The 16830-nt window shown below is 34.7% G+C and carries 13 protein-coding genes and 1 tRNA gene; 2 read left to right on the forward strand and 12 right to left on the reverse strand.

The window, feature by feature from the left end; all coding sequences use genetic code 11:
• Nucleotide 1: 1 nt before the first annotated feature.
• The 8 genes from HH304_RS10770 to HH304_RS10805 form a co-directional block, all read right to left on the reverse strand.
• On the reverse strand, nucleotides 2-343 hold the full coding sequence (locus HH304_RS10770; RefSeq protein WP_169681278.1) for a cupin domain-containing protein: 342 nt from the start codon (nucleotides 341-343) through the stop codon (nucleotides 2-4).
• Nucleotides 344-345: 2 nt separating this feature from the next.
• Nucleotides 346-2595 carry a heparinase II/III domain-containing protein gene (locus HH304_RS10775; protein WP_169681279.1) on the reverse strand — a complete coding sequence of 750 codons (2250 nt, stop codon included), beginning with the start codon at nucleotides 2593-2595 and terminating at the stop codon, nucleotides 346-348.
• A 20-nt stretch (nucleotides 2596-2615) separates the two neighbouring features.
• Nucleotides 2616-3482: a polysaccharide lyase family 7 protein gene (locus HH304_RS10780; protein ID WP_169681281.1), complete on the reverse strand. Its 867-nt coding sequence runs from the start codon at nucleotides 3480-3482 to the stop codon at nucleotides 2616-2618.
• Nucleotides 3483-3484: 2 nt separating this feature from the next.
• On the reverse strand, nucleotides 3485-4342 hold the full coding sequence (locus tag HH304_RS10785) for a PKD domain-containing protein (RefSeq protein WP_169681283.1): 858 nt from the start codon (nucleotides 4340-4342) through the stop codon (nucleotides 3485-3487).
• Between the two features lie 21 nt (nucleotides 4343-4363).
• Nucleotides 4364-5788, reverse strand: coding sequence for a RagB/SusD family nutrient uptake outer membrane protein (locus HH304_RS10790; protein ID WP_169681285.1), 1425 nt, complete (start codon nucleotides 5786-5788; stop codon nucleotides 4364-4366).
• A 10-nt stretch (nucleotides 5789-5798) separates the two neighbouring features.
• Complete coding sequence (locus HH304_RS10795; RefSeq protein WP_169681287.1) at nucleotides 5799-8873, reverse strand: SusC/RagA family TonB-linked outer membrane protein; 3075 nt, start codon at nucleotides 8871-8873, stop codon at nucleotides 5799-5801.
• 191 nt (nucleotides 8874-9064) lie between these two features.
• Complete coding sequence (locus HH304_RS10800) at nucleotides 9065-9805, reverse strand: FadR/GntR family transcriptional regulator (protein WP_169681289.1); 741 nt, start codon at nucleotides 9803-9805, stop codon at nucleotides 9065-9067.
• A gap of 734 nt (nucleotides 9806-10539) precedes the next feature.
• Nucleotides 10540-10612: transfer RNA gene (locus HH304_RS10805), tRNA-Lys, on the reverse strand.
• Nucleotides 10613-10749: 137 nt separating this feature from the next.
• Between HH304_RS10805 and HH304_RS10810 the strand changes: the two genes are divergently transcribed.
• Together HH304_RS10810 and HH304_RS10815 are read left to right on the forward strand one after the other, a co-directional pair.
• Nucleotides 10750-11442: an SH3 domain-containing protein gene (locus HH304_RS10810; protein WP_169681291.1), complete on the forward strand. Its 693-nt coding sequence runs from the start codon at nucleotides 10750-10752 to the stop codon at nucleotides 11440-11442.
• 179 nt (nucleotides 11443-11621) lie between these two features.
• Complete coding sequence (locus HH304_RS10815; protein ID WP_271711589.1) at nucleotides 11622-12788, forward strand: acyltransferase family protein; 1167 nt, start codon at nucleotides 11622-11624, stop codon at nucleotides 12786-12788.
• Between the two features lie 31 nt (nucleotides 12789-12819).
• Here the strand turns inward: HH304_RS10815 and HH304_RS10820 are convergent, their stop codons facing one another.
• The 4 genes from HH304_RS10820 to HH304_RS10835 all read right to left on the reverse strand — a co-directional run bounded on the left by HH304_RS10820 (nucleotide 12820) and on the right by HH304_RS10835 (nucleotide 16723).
• On the reverse strand, nucleotides 12820-13332 hold the full coding sequence (locus HH304_RS10820) for a DUF3124 domain-containing protein (protein ID WP_169681293.1): 513 nt from the start codon (nucleotides 13330-13332) through the stop codon (nucleotides 12820-12822).
• A 289-nt stretch (nucleotides 13333-13621) separates the two neighbouring features.
• Entirely contained in the window at nucleotides 13622-14368 is a 747-nt protein-coding gene (locus HH304_RS10825) for a DUF6882 domain-containing protein (protein WP_271711590.1), read from the reverse strand.
• Between the two features lie 329 nt (nucleotides 14369-14697).
• Nucleotides 14698-15516 (reverse strand): hypothetical protein, encoded by an 819-nt coding sequence (locus HH304_RS10830; protein ID WP_169681295.1) that lies wholly within the window; start codon nucleotides 15514-15516, stop codon nucleotides 14698-14700.
• Between the two features lie 307 nt (nucleotides 15517-15823).
• On the reverse strand, nucleotides 15824-16723 hold the full coding sequence (locus HH304_RS10835) for a hypothetical protein (protein ID WP_169681297.1): 900 nt from the start codon (nucleotides 16721-16723) through the stop codon (nucleotides 15824-15826).
• Between the last annotated feature and the right edge of the window lie 107 nt (nucleotides 16724-16830).

Consider the following 16830-nt stretch of genomic DNA (forward strand, 5'->3'; position numbering starts at 1 on the left):
TTTAATTTGTAAAAAAGTCTTCACGTATCGGGCTAAATACATCTATTAGCTCACCTTTCTCCAGACAAACAGCTCCGTGTAATGAATTAGGAGGGATATAAAATCCATCACCTTGGGAAAGGATTTTTTTCTCATCTTCCACTTGTAGTTCAAATACTCCGCTAACAACATAGGTCGCCTGACTATGATGATGTTTGTGAGGCCTTCCTACAGCACCTTTTTCAAAAAGTACACGGGCCATTAATATCTTATCATCATAACCTAAGATCTGTCGTTTTACACCAGGAGCCATTTCCTCCCATTTAATTTTTTCTCCAAATAAAAATTCTTTGCTAGTATTCATTTTTAATTATTTGTTTCGATTTTCTTAATCATTATTGGACCATTCCAACTTACCTTTTCATTCATATATTCAAGTTGATGAGATATATTTTCATTGTTGTCTTTTAATGATATTCCGATTAGTCTCTTGCTGTTGTCCTGTAGATGAATAGTGAATGCGATATAATCCCGGGTATTTTTAATAACTGTAATTTTATCTACTCTCCCATAGGCGTTTATCGGACGTTCATTTACAGGAGAGTAAGATCCATGACTTTCCAGAGTATTAATGAATAAAGCGTCCTTGGTTTTGTTTTTTCTTATAATTAAACCAGGGTCTCTTCTTAAGTTAAATAGAGAATCATTTGCTCCTATTTGGGTGAGAATCAACTCATCTTCATGATTTACAAAAGAAGTAAGCGTGAAAAATTTATTGTTTTTGATCCATGTTATCTGCGTGGAATTATTGTCCGGAGATTGTCCTTCTGCTTCTTTTCTAAGATGTTGGTATCCAAAATCATTACCTAGTTGTTGGGATTTTTGATCAGTAAATGAAATATTAGCTTTCATTATTTGACCCAAGTAATAAAAAGGTAGATCATATTTATGTATTGTATCAGATTCTACCTTAAAACAATCAATTAATAGCGGATTAGATAATGTTGGATCATTTAGCAGGATCATAGTTCTGTGCATCCTTGATCCTTGATAACTATTTTCATCAACAGCACTCATTGCCTGGAACTTTTGATCTCCGGAAATGAAGAAAAATGAAGCCGGTGAATATAAATCTGCTTTTTTCACATTACCGTTAAATTGACTTATTTCATCAATAGTAATCGTGTTATGGGCTATAGTTTGCTTTGCCCACGACTTGTTCTCGTTTAGATAACCACCACCATCTTTTTGTTCGATATTTACCCATCGTGCTGCACCATAATCCTGGATGATTTCTTCTCCTCCCAGGTAATAGCAGAATGAAAGCTTGTCAAAATGACCATGGCCCATTCCATGTTTACCATATTTCATTAATATGGAAGTTTCACCAGTTTGATTGTAGGATCTTAGAATTCCTATTGCACCACCTTCTCCCAATGCGCCATCAGTTAATTGAATACTTGGTTTGAAATATGGCTTCATACGGTTTTCAGCTATTCCTTTAGCTACTGAAAATCCATTTTTATCCAATGTAATGGTGTGTTGTTCCTTCGCAATAGATAGTAGGGAAGGATCATTATTTAAGTTGTATACCAGATCAACAGCTGCAACTACAGACAGAGCATGATATGACATGCCTTTTTGTGCATCGTTAATGGGAAAAAACTCTCCATTATTATTTGTTAAGTTGATCAGTGCATAAATTGCTTTTTCAAGTACTTTATCACGATAATTAAATATTTCTAAATCAGGACGGTTATTAGATAATGCCTGAGCAAAAATTAAAAAAGGATACATTGCATATCGTTGATAGTATGGTCCTTCGGTATAATATCCATCAGGAGAAAATGCTTCGTCTATTTGAGCTAGAAATCCAGCTCTGTTATTTTCAGAATATATTAATCCTCCATCATTATCTTCCCCTAGATTTTTATGCGAGACATTTTCTAGTCCATAAAGAGCTCTATCCACAAGTTTATCGTCGGCCATTACAAGACCAATCATTCCTACTGCTGCATTACCCCAGGTGCTATGATTGTGAATCCGGTTAAAAAACTGAGGGTTTTCAACAGATAGAAAATCTGCCATAGGTCGGAATATTTTGCTGTTAAATAATTCACGATCTTCCTGTGAAAGCCATTCGTAAATACAATCATAAGCCTGACTAACATAAACAAGCCAGTTTGCGTCATTTAAGCATTGCCAGAATAGTTTCCCTCTTGCATAAGATTTGTTGACCGGATGTAATGATAAAGTAGGATACAGTTCCGCGTATTTGATTAAAGTACTTCGAATGAATCTGGCATATTTTTCCTCTCCGGTAATCTGGTATAGAAGCCCTGCTTTTTGAAGAATGAAGAAGTTGGATTTATGTCTTTCGTGAGTGTACCCACCTGCCAGATCAGCAGGAACAGGGACATCAACTCCAAAATTCACATCTTGTTCAATTTCTTTGATGGTAAAATTTAACACAGAGTCGAACATGGGCACGTGGCCCAATGAACTTCTGATTTCAGCTACATCATCTTTAGTTAAATTAATAGATGGGTGTTGTTGGGCTGAAAGGTTAAATAGTCCAAGTATAAAAAATAATGGAATTGTTAATTTAGACACCATTTAATTCTTTTTTATAAAAATCAGTGGGATACCTCTAGGGAATAGTATTTAACTTTTGCAAATGCTCCATCTTCAATTGAAGCGAGGTAATTTCCTGCTTTAAAGTAGTTTTCAAATACGCCCCATTTATCCATATTAATCCCCTCATATACCAAAGTTTGATCTTCATTTAATGTGACTTCCATTTTTCCTTCACTCACAACTACTTCTAGAGTAAACTTCTCATGACCAACTACTTCATCAAAGTAGATACCCTCGTCATCAGCCCATGCTGAAGTATGTAGCATTTCATCATAAGTAGCATCAGTGTTTTTCAGGATTTTTGTTTTGACCCTGATCTTGTCATTAGCCCAGTAGATCTTCAAAATTGGAGGAGCATTGTTATCGTCTTCTCCTATTAAATCGCGCTGTTCATCTGTAAGTCGTCCATGGATTTGCATTATTATAGTCCGATCTTTTTTACCCTCAGAGTTGGTTGAAATTTCTGGTACAGCTAATGTACCTTTCATTCTTCCTCCTTCTTTAAATGTCCAGTTAACTGAATTGCTACCAGGTTCTATTTGTTCCCGAAGTTCAGTTCGTGAATAGGAGGTGTTAGTAGTTGTTGAGCCAGGGTAAGTATAAAAGACAAGTGATCCATCAGTAGAATCGTTATACATAAATGGTTTTAACGATTCATTTGTGGCATAATCCAGAATTTCAGGCGGAGTAACTTCCGTAGGATTACCTATAGGAAGTGTAACTTTCCAGTTGCTCAAGTCAATATCCGGGAGAATATAGTCTACGGATGGTTTTTTGATAATAACAGGTGCTGGTGCCTCCTGACTTGTTTGACAGGAAGCACAAAAAACACATGTTACGAATAAGAAGCTTATTAATATTTTCATAGTTATTCTATTAAGCTGAATGACATTGCATCTACTCGACCTTCAACATCTTTATTAGTAATCAATAAGGCAATTTGAGTGTTAGCCCCAGAATTAAATGGCAGATCTACACGTTCATAAGTATCAGCATCAGTTTGATCAGTACCTTCAAATGCTGCCAATGTTGCATTGGGTACTTCTGAAAGATTAGTTATGCCATTTGCCAGAACGGTTACTGTTACAGAGCCAGGAATGTCTGTTTTCAAAGTGTAGTAATAAGTAAGCATGTAGTCTGTATTTGGAGTGACAGCCATTTCCTGATAGGCAATACGGTCTCCTGTAGAAGGGAATTTAGCAGCTTGTGAACCTTCATGTACAGGACTGCTGGTTATTTGAATTACATCACCAAAATCGTTTCTCCAGGAATCACGCCCGTCGCCAGTGCCATCCGGAAGTGCGCCATCTTCAAAACCTCCCTCTAATATTACAGGAATAATAGCTGCAGGTGCCTCTGGTTCAATCACCTCAATTTCCATACTGTAGGAGTCAACTACTCCTAGTTTGTCAGATGCAGTTAATGTTACAGTATATTTGCCTTCAGCCGGAAAGGTATTAATACCATCTTTATCCGTTGAGGTATTGCCATCACCAAAGTCCCATTGGAAGTCAGTGGCACTAATTGATTCATTAGAGAATGAATAAAGTAAATAGTCTGCTTCATTTTGGGAAGCACTAAAATTAGCCTTTGGTGGTGTTTTATCTGGTAAAGATCCTTCCTCAGGAAGTTCAAAGGTTAGATCACAAGAAGATAAAACTACCAATGTTATTAAAATCGAAATCTTCGAAAGAGTCCAATATTGATTTATATTTAAAAGTTTCATTTTCGTTGGGTTTTGATGTTTTTAGTAACCTGGATTTTGCTCTAAAAGCTGGTTGCTTAAACCAATTTCAGCTTGTGGAATTGGAAGTAGCAAATCTGTAGTACTGAATGAATAGCCGTTAGCTGCAGCAAAATTTGATAGAACATCCTGAGCAGCGTTAAATCGAATCAGATCAAACCATCTATGATTTTCGAAAGCCAATTCTACTCTACGCTCATCTAATAATTCTTCTTTGGATATTGAGCTTACTAAATCAGTTAGACCTGCACGATTTCGGATTAATTGGAATGAACTTATAGCTGCTTGTGATGAAGTTTCAGGGTTTCCAGCCATTATTGCTTCAACATGCATTAATAAGACATCTGCATATCGAATTATAATCCAGTCATTTCCCGCCAAAGTTGGATCACTTGAAGTAGGTTCAATTCCTAAATTAGGATCACCATTTGGTAAATATTTTACAACTTGATATTGGGTTAGCTGTTTTTCGTCCTGACGATATGAATATAAAGTTCGGTCTCCTCCCATATTATCGAGAGCATCCTTCATTTCATAGGTTAAATAATTTACCCCGCTTGTACGTCCAACAGCATTAAGCCATTCAGAAGAAAAATTCTGACTATCATTGTTATTATCCGGAACATAACCTATTGAGAATATCACTTCATTGTTTGATTCATTATAGAAAACATCTTTAAACTGAGGCTCTAATGAAAATTCTCCGCTATTTATTATTGATTCACATAACTGTTGAGCTTTGACATATTCAGTACCCAGGGTCAGGTAAACTTTTGCAAGTAAAGCTTGAGTAGCTGCCAGGGAAGCCCTGTTTCTATATGTATTATCCAGATTGGCCAGGGCAAATTCAAGGTCTGAAATTATCAAGTCATAAACCTGATCAGTGGCAATACGGGTAAAAGATATATCAGTTTCTAATGGTCCGATTATTCTATCAACCAGAGGAATGTCGCCAAATAATCTAACAAGATTGAAATAGGCATATGCTCTAACAAATCTAGCTTCACCTTCAAACTTATTGGCTGTCTCTTCAGATTCAGCAGCATCTAAATTGGCTAATACGGTATTCGCTCGATAAATAATATTATAATAGCTTCTGTAATAATCTAGAACAATCCCATTTGTTGATTCGATATTAAATTGTTCAAATTGAGCAGATTCACCTTCACTAGATTTAGTTCTGGTATTATCACTCCTCATTTCTGTAATATAAAATTCAGTTTGTATTCCATGATTATCATTTGTAGATGTACTATTAATCCCCTGGATTCCATCATACATGCTTAATACACCTGTTTCTAATTCTTTATCATTGGTGAAATACCCTGCACTGGTAACAGCTGATGTAGGTATTGGCTCAAGGTAATCATCTCCACATGCCATGATAAGAAGGCATAGTGATAGATATATGTATATATAGTTTTTCATGATTCTATGATTAAAATTCAAGGTTTATTCCTAATGATACCGTTCTGAAGGTAGGTGAGCCGGCTCGTTGATATCCATAAGTTGTTGAACTGGTATTATCAATTGATTCCGGGTTGAAACCTGTATAATCGTCCGCAGTAAAATAAAGAAGGTTTTGTCCTGCTGCGTAAACTCTTAAGGAGTTAAGGCCCATTTTAGTAAGAGTTGAGTTTGTGAAGTTATACCCGATATTCAAGTTTCTTAATGCCACATATGAAGCATCCTGAACAATATCGTTTGTAAAGATTTTTTCTTTAATAAACTCCTGGTCTGGTGTTATGGCAGGGTCAAAATCTTGTGAACTATTAAAGTGGTTAAAAAGATATTGATCGCCCATATTTCTAACCTCGGCACCATGGCTTCCCTGGAAGAGAAATGATACATCGAAATTTTTGTATGTGAATGTGTTGGTTAAACTCCAGATCAGATCAGGGTATGGGTTTCCTATAATAGTTTTATCATCATCATCTATTAATCCATCACCGTTTAAATCTTTTACATAAACATCCTGAGCTTCACCTCCAACAGGGTGATAAGCATTATTAAGGTATTCCAAAGGAATATCACGATCTACAACCCAACCATAGAATGAGGAAATTGGGTGGCCTTCCAGATTAATCCATTCAGATGCTCTTTTAGAATCAACATTTTGGATTTGACCATTTGATTCAGCAAAATCAACTAATTCATTTTTATTCTTTGACAAAAGTAATGTAGTAGACCATTTGAAGTTTTCTGTATTGATATTTCTCGTTCTAAACTCCATTTCAATACCACTGTTTTTTACTTCACCAAGATTGACCAGAGCATTATTAAAACCCGTCGTGCTAGAAATTGGATTGAATAATAAAAGCTGATCACTAGTTCTTACATAATAGTCAAGGGATCCGGAAAATACTCCATCAAATAAAACGAAATCAATTGCAGGATTGAATTCCCGGGATCTTTCCCATTGAAGTCCCGGATTGGCAATATTTAAGGCATTATAAGCGCCGACTATTGAGTTGTTGACAACAGCTGTATTAGCTTCCATTAAAGGCAGATATGGATAGTTATCAACTAAATCATTCCCTGTGTTTAGCCTGTTGTTTCCTGTGAATCCATAACTAGCACGAAGTTTTAATTCGTCAATAATTTTAGAATTTGAAAGGAAACCTTCTTCAGATAATCTCCATCCGATTGAAAATGCAGGGAAATTACCAAATTTATTTTCCGGACCGAATATGGAGCTACCATCTCTTCTTATACTTATGGAAGCTAAATATTTTTCAAAGTATGAGTAGTTTACCCGACCATAAAATGACATGAATCTATTTTCAAAAGAATTTGATTCAGCACTGGCAATTTGAGTAGCAGCAGAAATAGTTTTGATTAAATCAGAATCATACCCGGTACCTGTGATACTTTCATATCTGGTATCATATCTTTCAGCAGAGAAGCCTGCTACTGCATTAAAATCATGGTGGCCAAGTGATTTAGAATAGGTGAAATAGTTTTCAGTTACTAGGTGTGTCCTATCAAGGTTTGATACGTCATATTGAGCTGCGGCAGCACCATTTCTACTAGATAATACTCCCTGCCAGCGATCTTGTTTTGTGATTTGATAGTCACCAGAGAATATAGTTTTAAACTTTAAGTCTTCAATAATCTCGTATTCAAGGTAAATGCTTCCGAAAGTTTTAAACTTGTATTCATTTCTGTCTCTTTCCTGAACTTTTGCTGCGGGATTAGTATTAGAAGTATTACTGATATCTACCAGTTCGCTTCCATCACCATATAAATCATAATTATCAAAGTGTCTCTGTTCAGCGTAATCACCAATTTGAACATCAGGATAATTATCTCTATCTACGTACTGAATAGTATTTTCGTCATGGTAGACAGGAAGCCATGGCGTTTGGCGTAAAATGTCATGTGTAGAACCATCAAATCTTCTTCGGTCAGAGTAAGATGGTGTTATAGATGCTCCAAAGGATAATTTGTCATTTATTTCAGTATCTATTTTTAATCGAAGATTGTATCTTTTAAAATCATCAGTTAATAGGACACCTTCATCATGTAAATAACTAAGTGAAGCACTGAATTTAGATTTATCGTTACCACCACGGGCACTTATAGAGTGGTTTTGAATAGTCCCACCGTCGAAAATCACATCTTGCCAATCTCTGTCAATTCCAATTAATTGTTTATATAAAGTACGGCTAGATAATTCTCCGTTTGCAGCTAGTTCGGCAGCAGCTGTTTCTGCAACTGAAAATGAATAGGCATCACTATGATATGCTTCTTTCATTCCATAATATCCATTATAACTGAATTTGGTCTTTCCGGCTTTTCCTTGCTTAGTTGTTATAAGAATAACACCGTTAGCACCTCTCGATCCATAAATAGCTGATGAAGCAGCATCTTTTAATACTTCAAAAGATTCAACAGTATTCATGTCAAGATTGGCAAGGAAATCATTATCAACTACCAGTCCATCTACTACGATTGCAGGTGCAGAGCTACCTGTTATTGATCCTGTACCTCTAATTCTTATGGTAGGAGAGGATCCTGCTTCACCCTCCGTTGATTGTATGTTTACTCCGGAAACCTGACCAACTAAAGCGTCATCTACTCTTGAAACAGGCATTTGTTCCAGTGTTTCATTTTCAACTTTTGAAATTGCTCCTGTTAAATGACTTTTTTTCTGAGTACCATATCCAACAACGACTACTTCTTCCATCTGGGTGATGTCAAGTTTCATTATTATAGTCAGATTGGAACGGTTGGCTATCGGTGTTTCTGTCTTTTCAAAACCAATAAATGTACAGACTAGAATGTCATCCGGACTTGCAGAAATTGTGAAATATCCATTAACATCGGTAACTGTGCCCTTCTTTGAATCTTTGATTAGTATGGTTACACCCGGAAGAGGGTCACCATCGTCTGAAAATATCTGGCCGCTAACATCCTTGTTTTGGCCAAAAACGGATAATATGCACATGCTAAAAAGAAGCGTCAGCAGACAGGTTTTAGACTGTGCAATGCGCAGTAAATAGTTTTTCATGGTTTTAAGGGTATAGTGGTAACGCTGACAAAAAAGAAAAAACAGGAAGCTACTATCTTTGAAAAAAGAAGTAATTATTATATTTGTAGTGATATGAAAGGCTTGAAATACTGTTCAGTTTCGCGATTGATGTATTTTATGCCATTCTAACTTCCTTGGATTAGCTTTTAGCTAATCCATTTTTTTTTTGACTAATCTTCATTACCATCGGTTTTATGTTTATTTTGTTTGTTTGAATAATTTAATAAATCATTTAAGTGAGCTTTCATTGCTATACTTGCCAATTCTGGCTCTTGATTTTCTATATGTTCTAAAATTACTTTATGCTCTTCAAGGGCAATTTTTGGTCTGTCACCTTCACATACGTTGTTCTTTTGGAAGTAAGTGAGGATATCAGGTGTAACAATCAACATTAAAGATTTTAAAACCGGATTTTTGCTCGCTTCAGCAATTTTTAAATGAAACATCAAGTCAAATTCTACAGAGTCGATTCCCTTCTTGACAGCTTTCTCATATTCATTTAATGCATTGTGCATTGCAACAATATCATCCCTATTTCGTCTAATTGCAGCATATTTTGCAGTGTTAACTTCAAGTATAACTCGAGTTTCAACCAAAGCATGAAAATCATTTCCTTCTAATTGTAACACATCAGTAATAAGTCCTTCAAGCGCAGTGATGCCAAAACCTGCCACCACTGTGCCACTTTGAGGTAAAGTTTTTAGAATTCCATAAAACTCCAGTTTTCTAATTGCATCTCTTACGTAAGTTCTACCGACACCGAAACGTTCACTTAGCATTCTTTCAGCAGGAAGTCTGTCGCCTGGATTTAGCTGGCCTGTAGAGATTAGTTCCTTGATCTGCTGTATGATTTTATCTACAGGTTTTTCAATTACTATTTCACTGAAGTTATTTAAAAGTTCTTTTTTCATGACATCTAGTTTACCAGTGATTGGTCAACCAATTTATGCATCTTATTTTTTTAATCAAAATATTGTTTTAAAAAATTTCTAATATTTTTTCATTTATTGGGTTAAAAGTTGCTAGAATGAAATTTTTGATGGGTCAAATATTTTAACATTTTAATTTATCAGGATTTTTAATAAAGTTTTTTCATCTGGTTAGGTATTGTTCTAATAGTGGTGGTGTACCAATAAAGGAATAAAATCAATTATTAGCTGGATGCTTGCTTGAAGATGGAATTGCTAATGATTTAAAATAATGGATTGTCAGGGTTTTTCAAGTATCTGTGGGGATGGTGGATGCTATAAAATAAAAAACTCCAACCATGAAAGTTGAAGCTTCTGTGATCCCATGGCGAGCTAAAAAGCTGTCAGGGCTAGTCCGCTGTGGTACTGACGAAGCTTACATATTCTAATATTCAAATAGATTGATTAGTATCAAGATGGTTTACTTGAAGTTAATTTATAAGCTTGTCAGCACTGAAATTTGAATATAATTAATAAAAATAAAACTGATTATTTTATTAATCAGGTTGTCCCTTAGTGACCCATGACGAATCCTATCCTTCTCTAAAGTGTATTATTTAGTAGTTGAAGCTGTAAATTATTATAAAATAATGGACTGTCAGGGTTTTTTAAGTATCTGTGGGGATGGTGGTTGCTATAAAATAAAAAAGCTCCAACTATGAAAGTTGAAGCTTCTGTGATTCCGCTGGGGCTCGAACCCAGGACCCTCTCCTTAAAAGGGAGATGCTCTACCAACTGAGCTACGAAATCGTTTAATTTTAACGTAAATTAAGGTGCCAGGCCTTGTTTTAGTAAGCGTCTTTCCCTTAATTGCGATGCAAAAATAAGCACTGGAAGGTAAAATGCCACACTTAAGAATTATAATTTTATTATTTTTTTCTGTCACTTTGTTGAAAGCACAAAGTGAAGAGGTTAAAACTGAACCAAATAAGATTTTGCAAGAAGCTGATACTCTGTTTGTTCAGGGTAAATATACCGATGCTTATAAGCTATATGAAAAACTTTATTTGGAGGAAGAAAAATTTTCAAATTCGATGATTTTGAAGATGGCTTACATCAAGGAAGCTCTTCAGGAATATCCGGAAACTCTCTATCTTCTTGGTGTGGCTTATGACAAGACACATAATAATATCATCAGGGAGCATATGGCTAAAATAGCTGATGAAAATAAATTCAGGGGCTATAGTGTCGATTCAGACTCTGCTTTAGTGTCATTTTATCAGCGATATAAGAATTTTATTATTCTTGTTAACCTTTCAATAATATTCTTACTAGTAGTATTGATTAGAGTAGAGAAGAAGAAGAACAAAACCTTTCCAATAGCTTCATCAATATTTTTCTTTGTATTCCTGGCAATAATGGCTGTTCAGGTTAATTTTTTAAAACCGATCAAAAAAGGAGTAATCTTTGACGAACGTACCTTCATTATGGATGGTCCTTCATCAGGAGCAGATCTGATCGAGACTGTCTCATCAGGACATCAGGTAGAGATAATCGACGAGGAGGATGTATGGGCGAAGATCAAATGGAATGGGACTGAAGCCTATGTAAAGAAAAAATCTTTGAGATATATGATTTGATGGGATAACAATTCCATACTTCATATTGTCCGGCTCTTCATTTACTACGTTTCCATCAGCAAAATTTAATAATTCAGGATTTACCAACTGACTTGGGATTATATTAGTGTTGTTTGCATGCAACCATTTTATAGGATTTTGCATCAACCATATATGTAAAGTCCTTGATTATTAATGCTATGAGCGAACGACTTCATTATATTGACTGGTTGAGAATTCTTGCCTTCATGACTCTCATAATTTTTCATTGTGCTGTGCCATTTGTTGAGCATTATTCTTGGGAAATTAATAATGAAGAGACTTCTCCCTGGATTACCAGAATAATATGGTGGACTCACCAATGGCGTTTACCTTTGCTGTTTTTTATTTCCGGAGTTGGAGTTCGGTTTTCTTTAAAGCGTCGGACTGTTGCCAGGTTTTTTGGAGAACGCACATTAAGACTGCTGGTTCCTTTGGCTTTTGCCATGTTTTTTATTACCCCGGTACAGGTTTATTTTGACTGGATGCAAAAGGGTAGGATAGATATGAGCTATTGGGACTTTTATCCGCAGGTTTATGATATTGTTCCATATCCCGAAGGAGCCTTCACATGGAGTCATATGTGGTTTGTAGCATATTTGTTTGTGTTTACTATCTTGTTATTACCGTTATTTTCCTTGTCAAAGATTGATTGGTTTAACAGGTTAAAACCTGCTTTCAATAGGTTGTTTTCTAAACCCGTGTCAGTATTACTTTTAAGCATACCATTTATTTTATTCTACTTTACCTTATTTATCGACTGGCCTCAACAAGGAAGTTTGATTGATGACTGGTTTGTATTTCTGAGTTCGATAACCTTTTATTTCTTTGGATTTGCACTTAGTTCGATAAAGTCCTTTTGGGAGTCATGTTTGAAGTATAGGAAACTGTATCTGACTATAGCCCTTACAATGGTAGTAGTTTTATTTATCAGATATTTCTGGAACTGGGAAGAGCTGAGACCGAAGGAACAAAATCTTGATCTATATATTTTCGGATTTCTAGATGGAGTCCATATCTGGACAATCATTCTTTCATGCATTGGTCTGGCCATGAGGTATTTGAATTACTCAAATTATTATCTGGGTTATCTGAACAAGGCGATTTATCCGTTTTATATAACCCATCAGGCTGTAATAGTGGCATCAGGGTATTACATTCTCCAGTTGGATATCAGCATTGCAGTCAAGTTGATCATGCTAATCATAATCTGTATATCGAGCATCTGGATTCTGTATCATTTCATTATAAGGAAGACAGCAATCACTAGATTGTTATTCGGAATGAAATGGAAAGAAGGGGGGAAGCATATAGTGCTTGTTCCTTGAATTTCAAATAGTTTGAAAAGCATCTAAGATACTACTTCAGCCTTTTTCCCTGGGTGGTAAACGATAAGCCTTGCTGGCCATAGGTAGAGATCATCACCGCTTCAAAAAGCGGTTCGTAAGTGTTAGGTTTAATGCTCCAGTCAAAGATAAAGTTACCTCCGGTTCCACCTTCCCTGTCTTCTTCTTTTATAATGATTTCAACAGTTTCCATAGGAGCAATGTAGATTGTCTTCTTAAAATAGGTTCTAATGGATTTTCCGTGGGTATCAAAGTATTCCGCTTTGGTGATGTAGAGTGTGTCTGAAGCATTCATATTCCGCAGGCTAATCGTTGCGGTCAGATCATGAGTGCGGTGCTCTGTCTGGCTGTAAATTTGAGAATAGACTGATAAATAGCTCTGGCCATTAATTAATGAATCTTGTGGAGATAAATCAGTAGTTCTCAGGTCCCAGTTTACCGGATTAACCGTTGCATAAGTAGACTTTTCTTCCTGGCAGGAAAGTGTGGTTAGCATTAGGAGGAAAATCAAGGAAAGATTCTTCATAAATGAATTAATTATCAGAGCCCGGGAAATAACTATTATAAGCCTTATAATAATTAGCTGTCTATAAAAATACCCTAAAGGGGTAGACTTTGCAAATGGTGATCAGGGGTGAAATTGAACAGAGTGAGTGTGTTAGCAAGAGTTGAGGAGGAACTGCCCCAATATTCTAAATGGATTCTCATCTGTGAATATACTTTTTTTATTGAACGGGGTGAAATCCCTGCTTTTTATTAAAAGTTTGTGGTTACGCTATCGCTAAACTACGGAGAGAGGGGGTATTAACTATCTTTTAAATTTTCCCATTCAGGGATTTCAATCTACCTATCTCATCAAACTCTGCAACTATGACTTTGTTATTCTTTCTTCCTTCAATCTTGTTTTCAGCGATATTTAATTTGAAATTTCGATCAATTAAGTAATTGATAAATGCATTCTTGTGACTTAACTCTACTCCGCTAATTAATTGAGGGAAATTCGTTAACACTTTTTCGGGTTTGTTTTCATCAATTTCCGGGATTTTGGGATCGTCAATTGTTACGACTAGAGTTCCTTGTCCATAATTAGCACAGTAGTAACTTTTTGAGTTGAAAATTCCACAAGCCATCATGCCTATTCTGTGTTCAAATCCTTCATCAACATAAAAATGTGCATCTGTCAATTCCTTAATATTTCTTTCTTCTCCAATTTCTTTTAGTTGATTAGATTGAATTAATAATTTCTCGGGCATTCCACTTTTAGTATTTGCCCATCCCCACATCCAGGAATTGTTATTAAATGCTAGTGAGCCAATTATTTGAATTGGAAATTCTAAGGATCCAAAGAAAATACTTCCTTTGCCCATATCAAGGTTCCAAGAATTTGATCCGATCACTTCGCCAAAAATCATTTGTTTCTCAAAAGATAGTCCTGCATTCTGTTCGACCATATCATCGAAGTTCTTGAATTCACCTTTTTGAAGAGTATTAAAATTTGAATCATCCATTTGAGGTTCTTTCTCAGGTTTCCCTCCTCCAAATAATTTTTTAAATATGCTCATCAGTTTGATTTTAGGTTTGCCAACGAGTAAATAACCACAACTCAATTGCGCTTATTTCTTATATATTGTCTGTTGTTTTGTTGTTAATAAATCCTTTAAAAAATGCCCATAATCAGGTTGAACTAATCATGACAGTAGAAAAATAAAGCTTTTGATATCAAAAGCCAATATTTACTTTGAATTATACTCGATAGTAACTGGATATTTTCTCTAGCTGGTTTATTAACGGGTTAAAGTTTTTCTTAAGTTGTATTTTAGTGGCCAGTCAGGGGATGGACCAAGGAGAAGTAATCAAACTCTTTGTCTAAATTAAAATTTAATGAAAATAATCACTTTGGTTCAATGAAGTTTATTTGTGAAGTAGCTCCCAAATCATGACTATCCTGTACAATTATTGGGTATTTATTTAAATGTGATTGGTGGATAATGAAACTTTTATAACCTTCATTATTACATATATAAACATCAGGATTGCTTTCATAAGAATACATGATATATTGACCATCATTAATGTTGATCATATTATCGAATGCTTTGATGTCAGATATTTTTATTGCGGTCCCACCACTTTCTTCCATATTATTATAAGAAATGAGTTTTGTATCTGAAATAGTAAAACCAATAGACATAAACTCACTCTTTTCAATAAAGAAAACAAAGTCATCACCACCAATATTCTTTATTTCCAACCAATGACCATTTAATAAGGCACTATTTACACTAGATGTTTTATTTGATCTATTGTAGTCAAACCGATATAGATTAAGTAATTGCTTATGAAAAATTGAATTTTTATTATAATCAATAAAGGTGAAAATATGTTGGTCAGGATCGTCTCCATATCTTTCTGCTCCTAATAACCTGATTGAATCATTAGGGATATCATTATGGACTTTAATGAAGTTTTCAAAATCCAGATAATTAAATTCTGATGCTGTTCTGATTTTTTCTTCAGCTAATAGCTTATTCAAAGAGTCAATTTTTTTCCAAAATTGGTTTTCCAAATCTTCGATCTCACTTAAATGTCTAGTATTTAGACTATCCAGATTAAATGCTCCAAATTTGGCTGTTTTATTTTCTAGTTGATTCTCCTTGTTTGGTGTGCAAGACATCAATACTAACAGCAGAAGCCATATCGAATTTTTCATTTCATTTTTAGTTTAAAAAGTTTGTAATTGCAACGAATAAATAACCACAACTCAATTGCGCTTATTTCTTATATAATGTCTATTGTTTGGTTGTTAATAAATCCTTTTAAAATGCCCATAACCAGGTTGAACTAATCATGACAGCCGAAAAATAAAGCTTTTGATATCAAAAGCCAATATTTTAATTGATTTAAACTCGATGGGACTAGATGTAATCAGAGATTATATTCCCAGACTTTTTATTATAAGTTCGAATTTAGGCTATCGCTAAACTCTGAATAACGGGGAAAGGATTTTCAAAATCAATTCATTTCACTTTATTATTGATAGAAGGAATTAATATCATTATAAAGAAAACAAATGCTCCAATACCAAAAGAAGCGATAATCCAATTGAACTTAATTTCTGTTTGATCAACAAATGGTTCATATACTGGCTCAAGGATAATCAATTTATCTAGATTATTATTTTTCTGTCCCCTCATGACAGCTTTAATATAACCTTCTTGATCATTTGTGTTTGATACAAATTGTAAGTATTCGAAGTTTGAGAAATTATATTGTTTGAACTTTTGATCGTTTTGTTTTTGGAAGATATCCCAATTTTCAAATTTTCCATTATCATTTGCTTTTCCTGTCATGAAAGACTCAAATTTGAAACAATACCAGTACATATGATTTGCCAGGTCAATTTTTTTATCATTTTCAACAATAGGAACTACATAGTAAGTAGTGAAATCTAAATGTGAACCATACCGACCACCTGGACGGGAGGTAATGTGGGTTTTTGCATGCTTTATCGAAACATTAAAATCACTAATTAAATAGCAATCTTTATTGTTAACTTCAATTATCTCTTGAGGAGTTTCAATTTGTCTTAGTTGTCTGAATGAGGAATCAATATAATGTAGTGATATCAAAGTTGGGAAGATAATAGATAGTGCAGCGGTTATAAGATAAATGAAATGCCCTTTGTTATAGCTGCTTCTGATATTCAATAATCTTATTCTTTTTCTGAGCAATATCATAATAAGAATTATTGGAAATGATATTGGAATCCAAAAGTCTAATATTTCCTTATTTAAATTTAGAATACCAAGTTTGTAATCAAAATACCATCTAAATGTTGGGTAGCCAATTATAAAGCAAATAGCTATTATTAGATATCTTGAATAGATGTATTTTATTTTAGTTGATATTTCATTCATTTAGTTTTATCGTATTTTTAAATGGGATTTGACAAAATTTAAAATATTATGATTTCAATTACTTTAATATGGTCTGATCTCTGACGGACCAAAGAGAGATGAAAGGT

Source organism: Marinigracilibium pacificum (assembly GCF_012926615.1).
Classification (GTDB): Bacteria; Bacteroidota; Bacteroidia; order Cytophagales; family Cyclobacteriaceae; genus Mangrovivirga; species Mangrovivirga pacifica.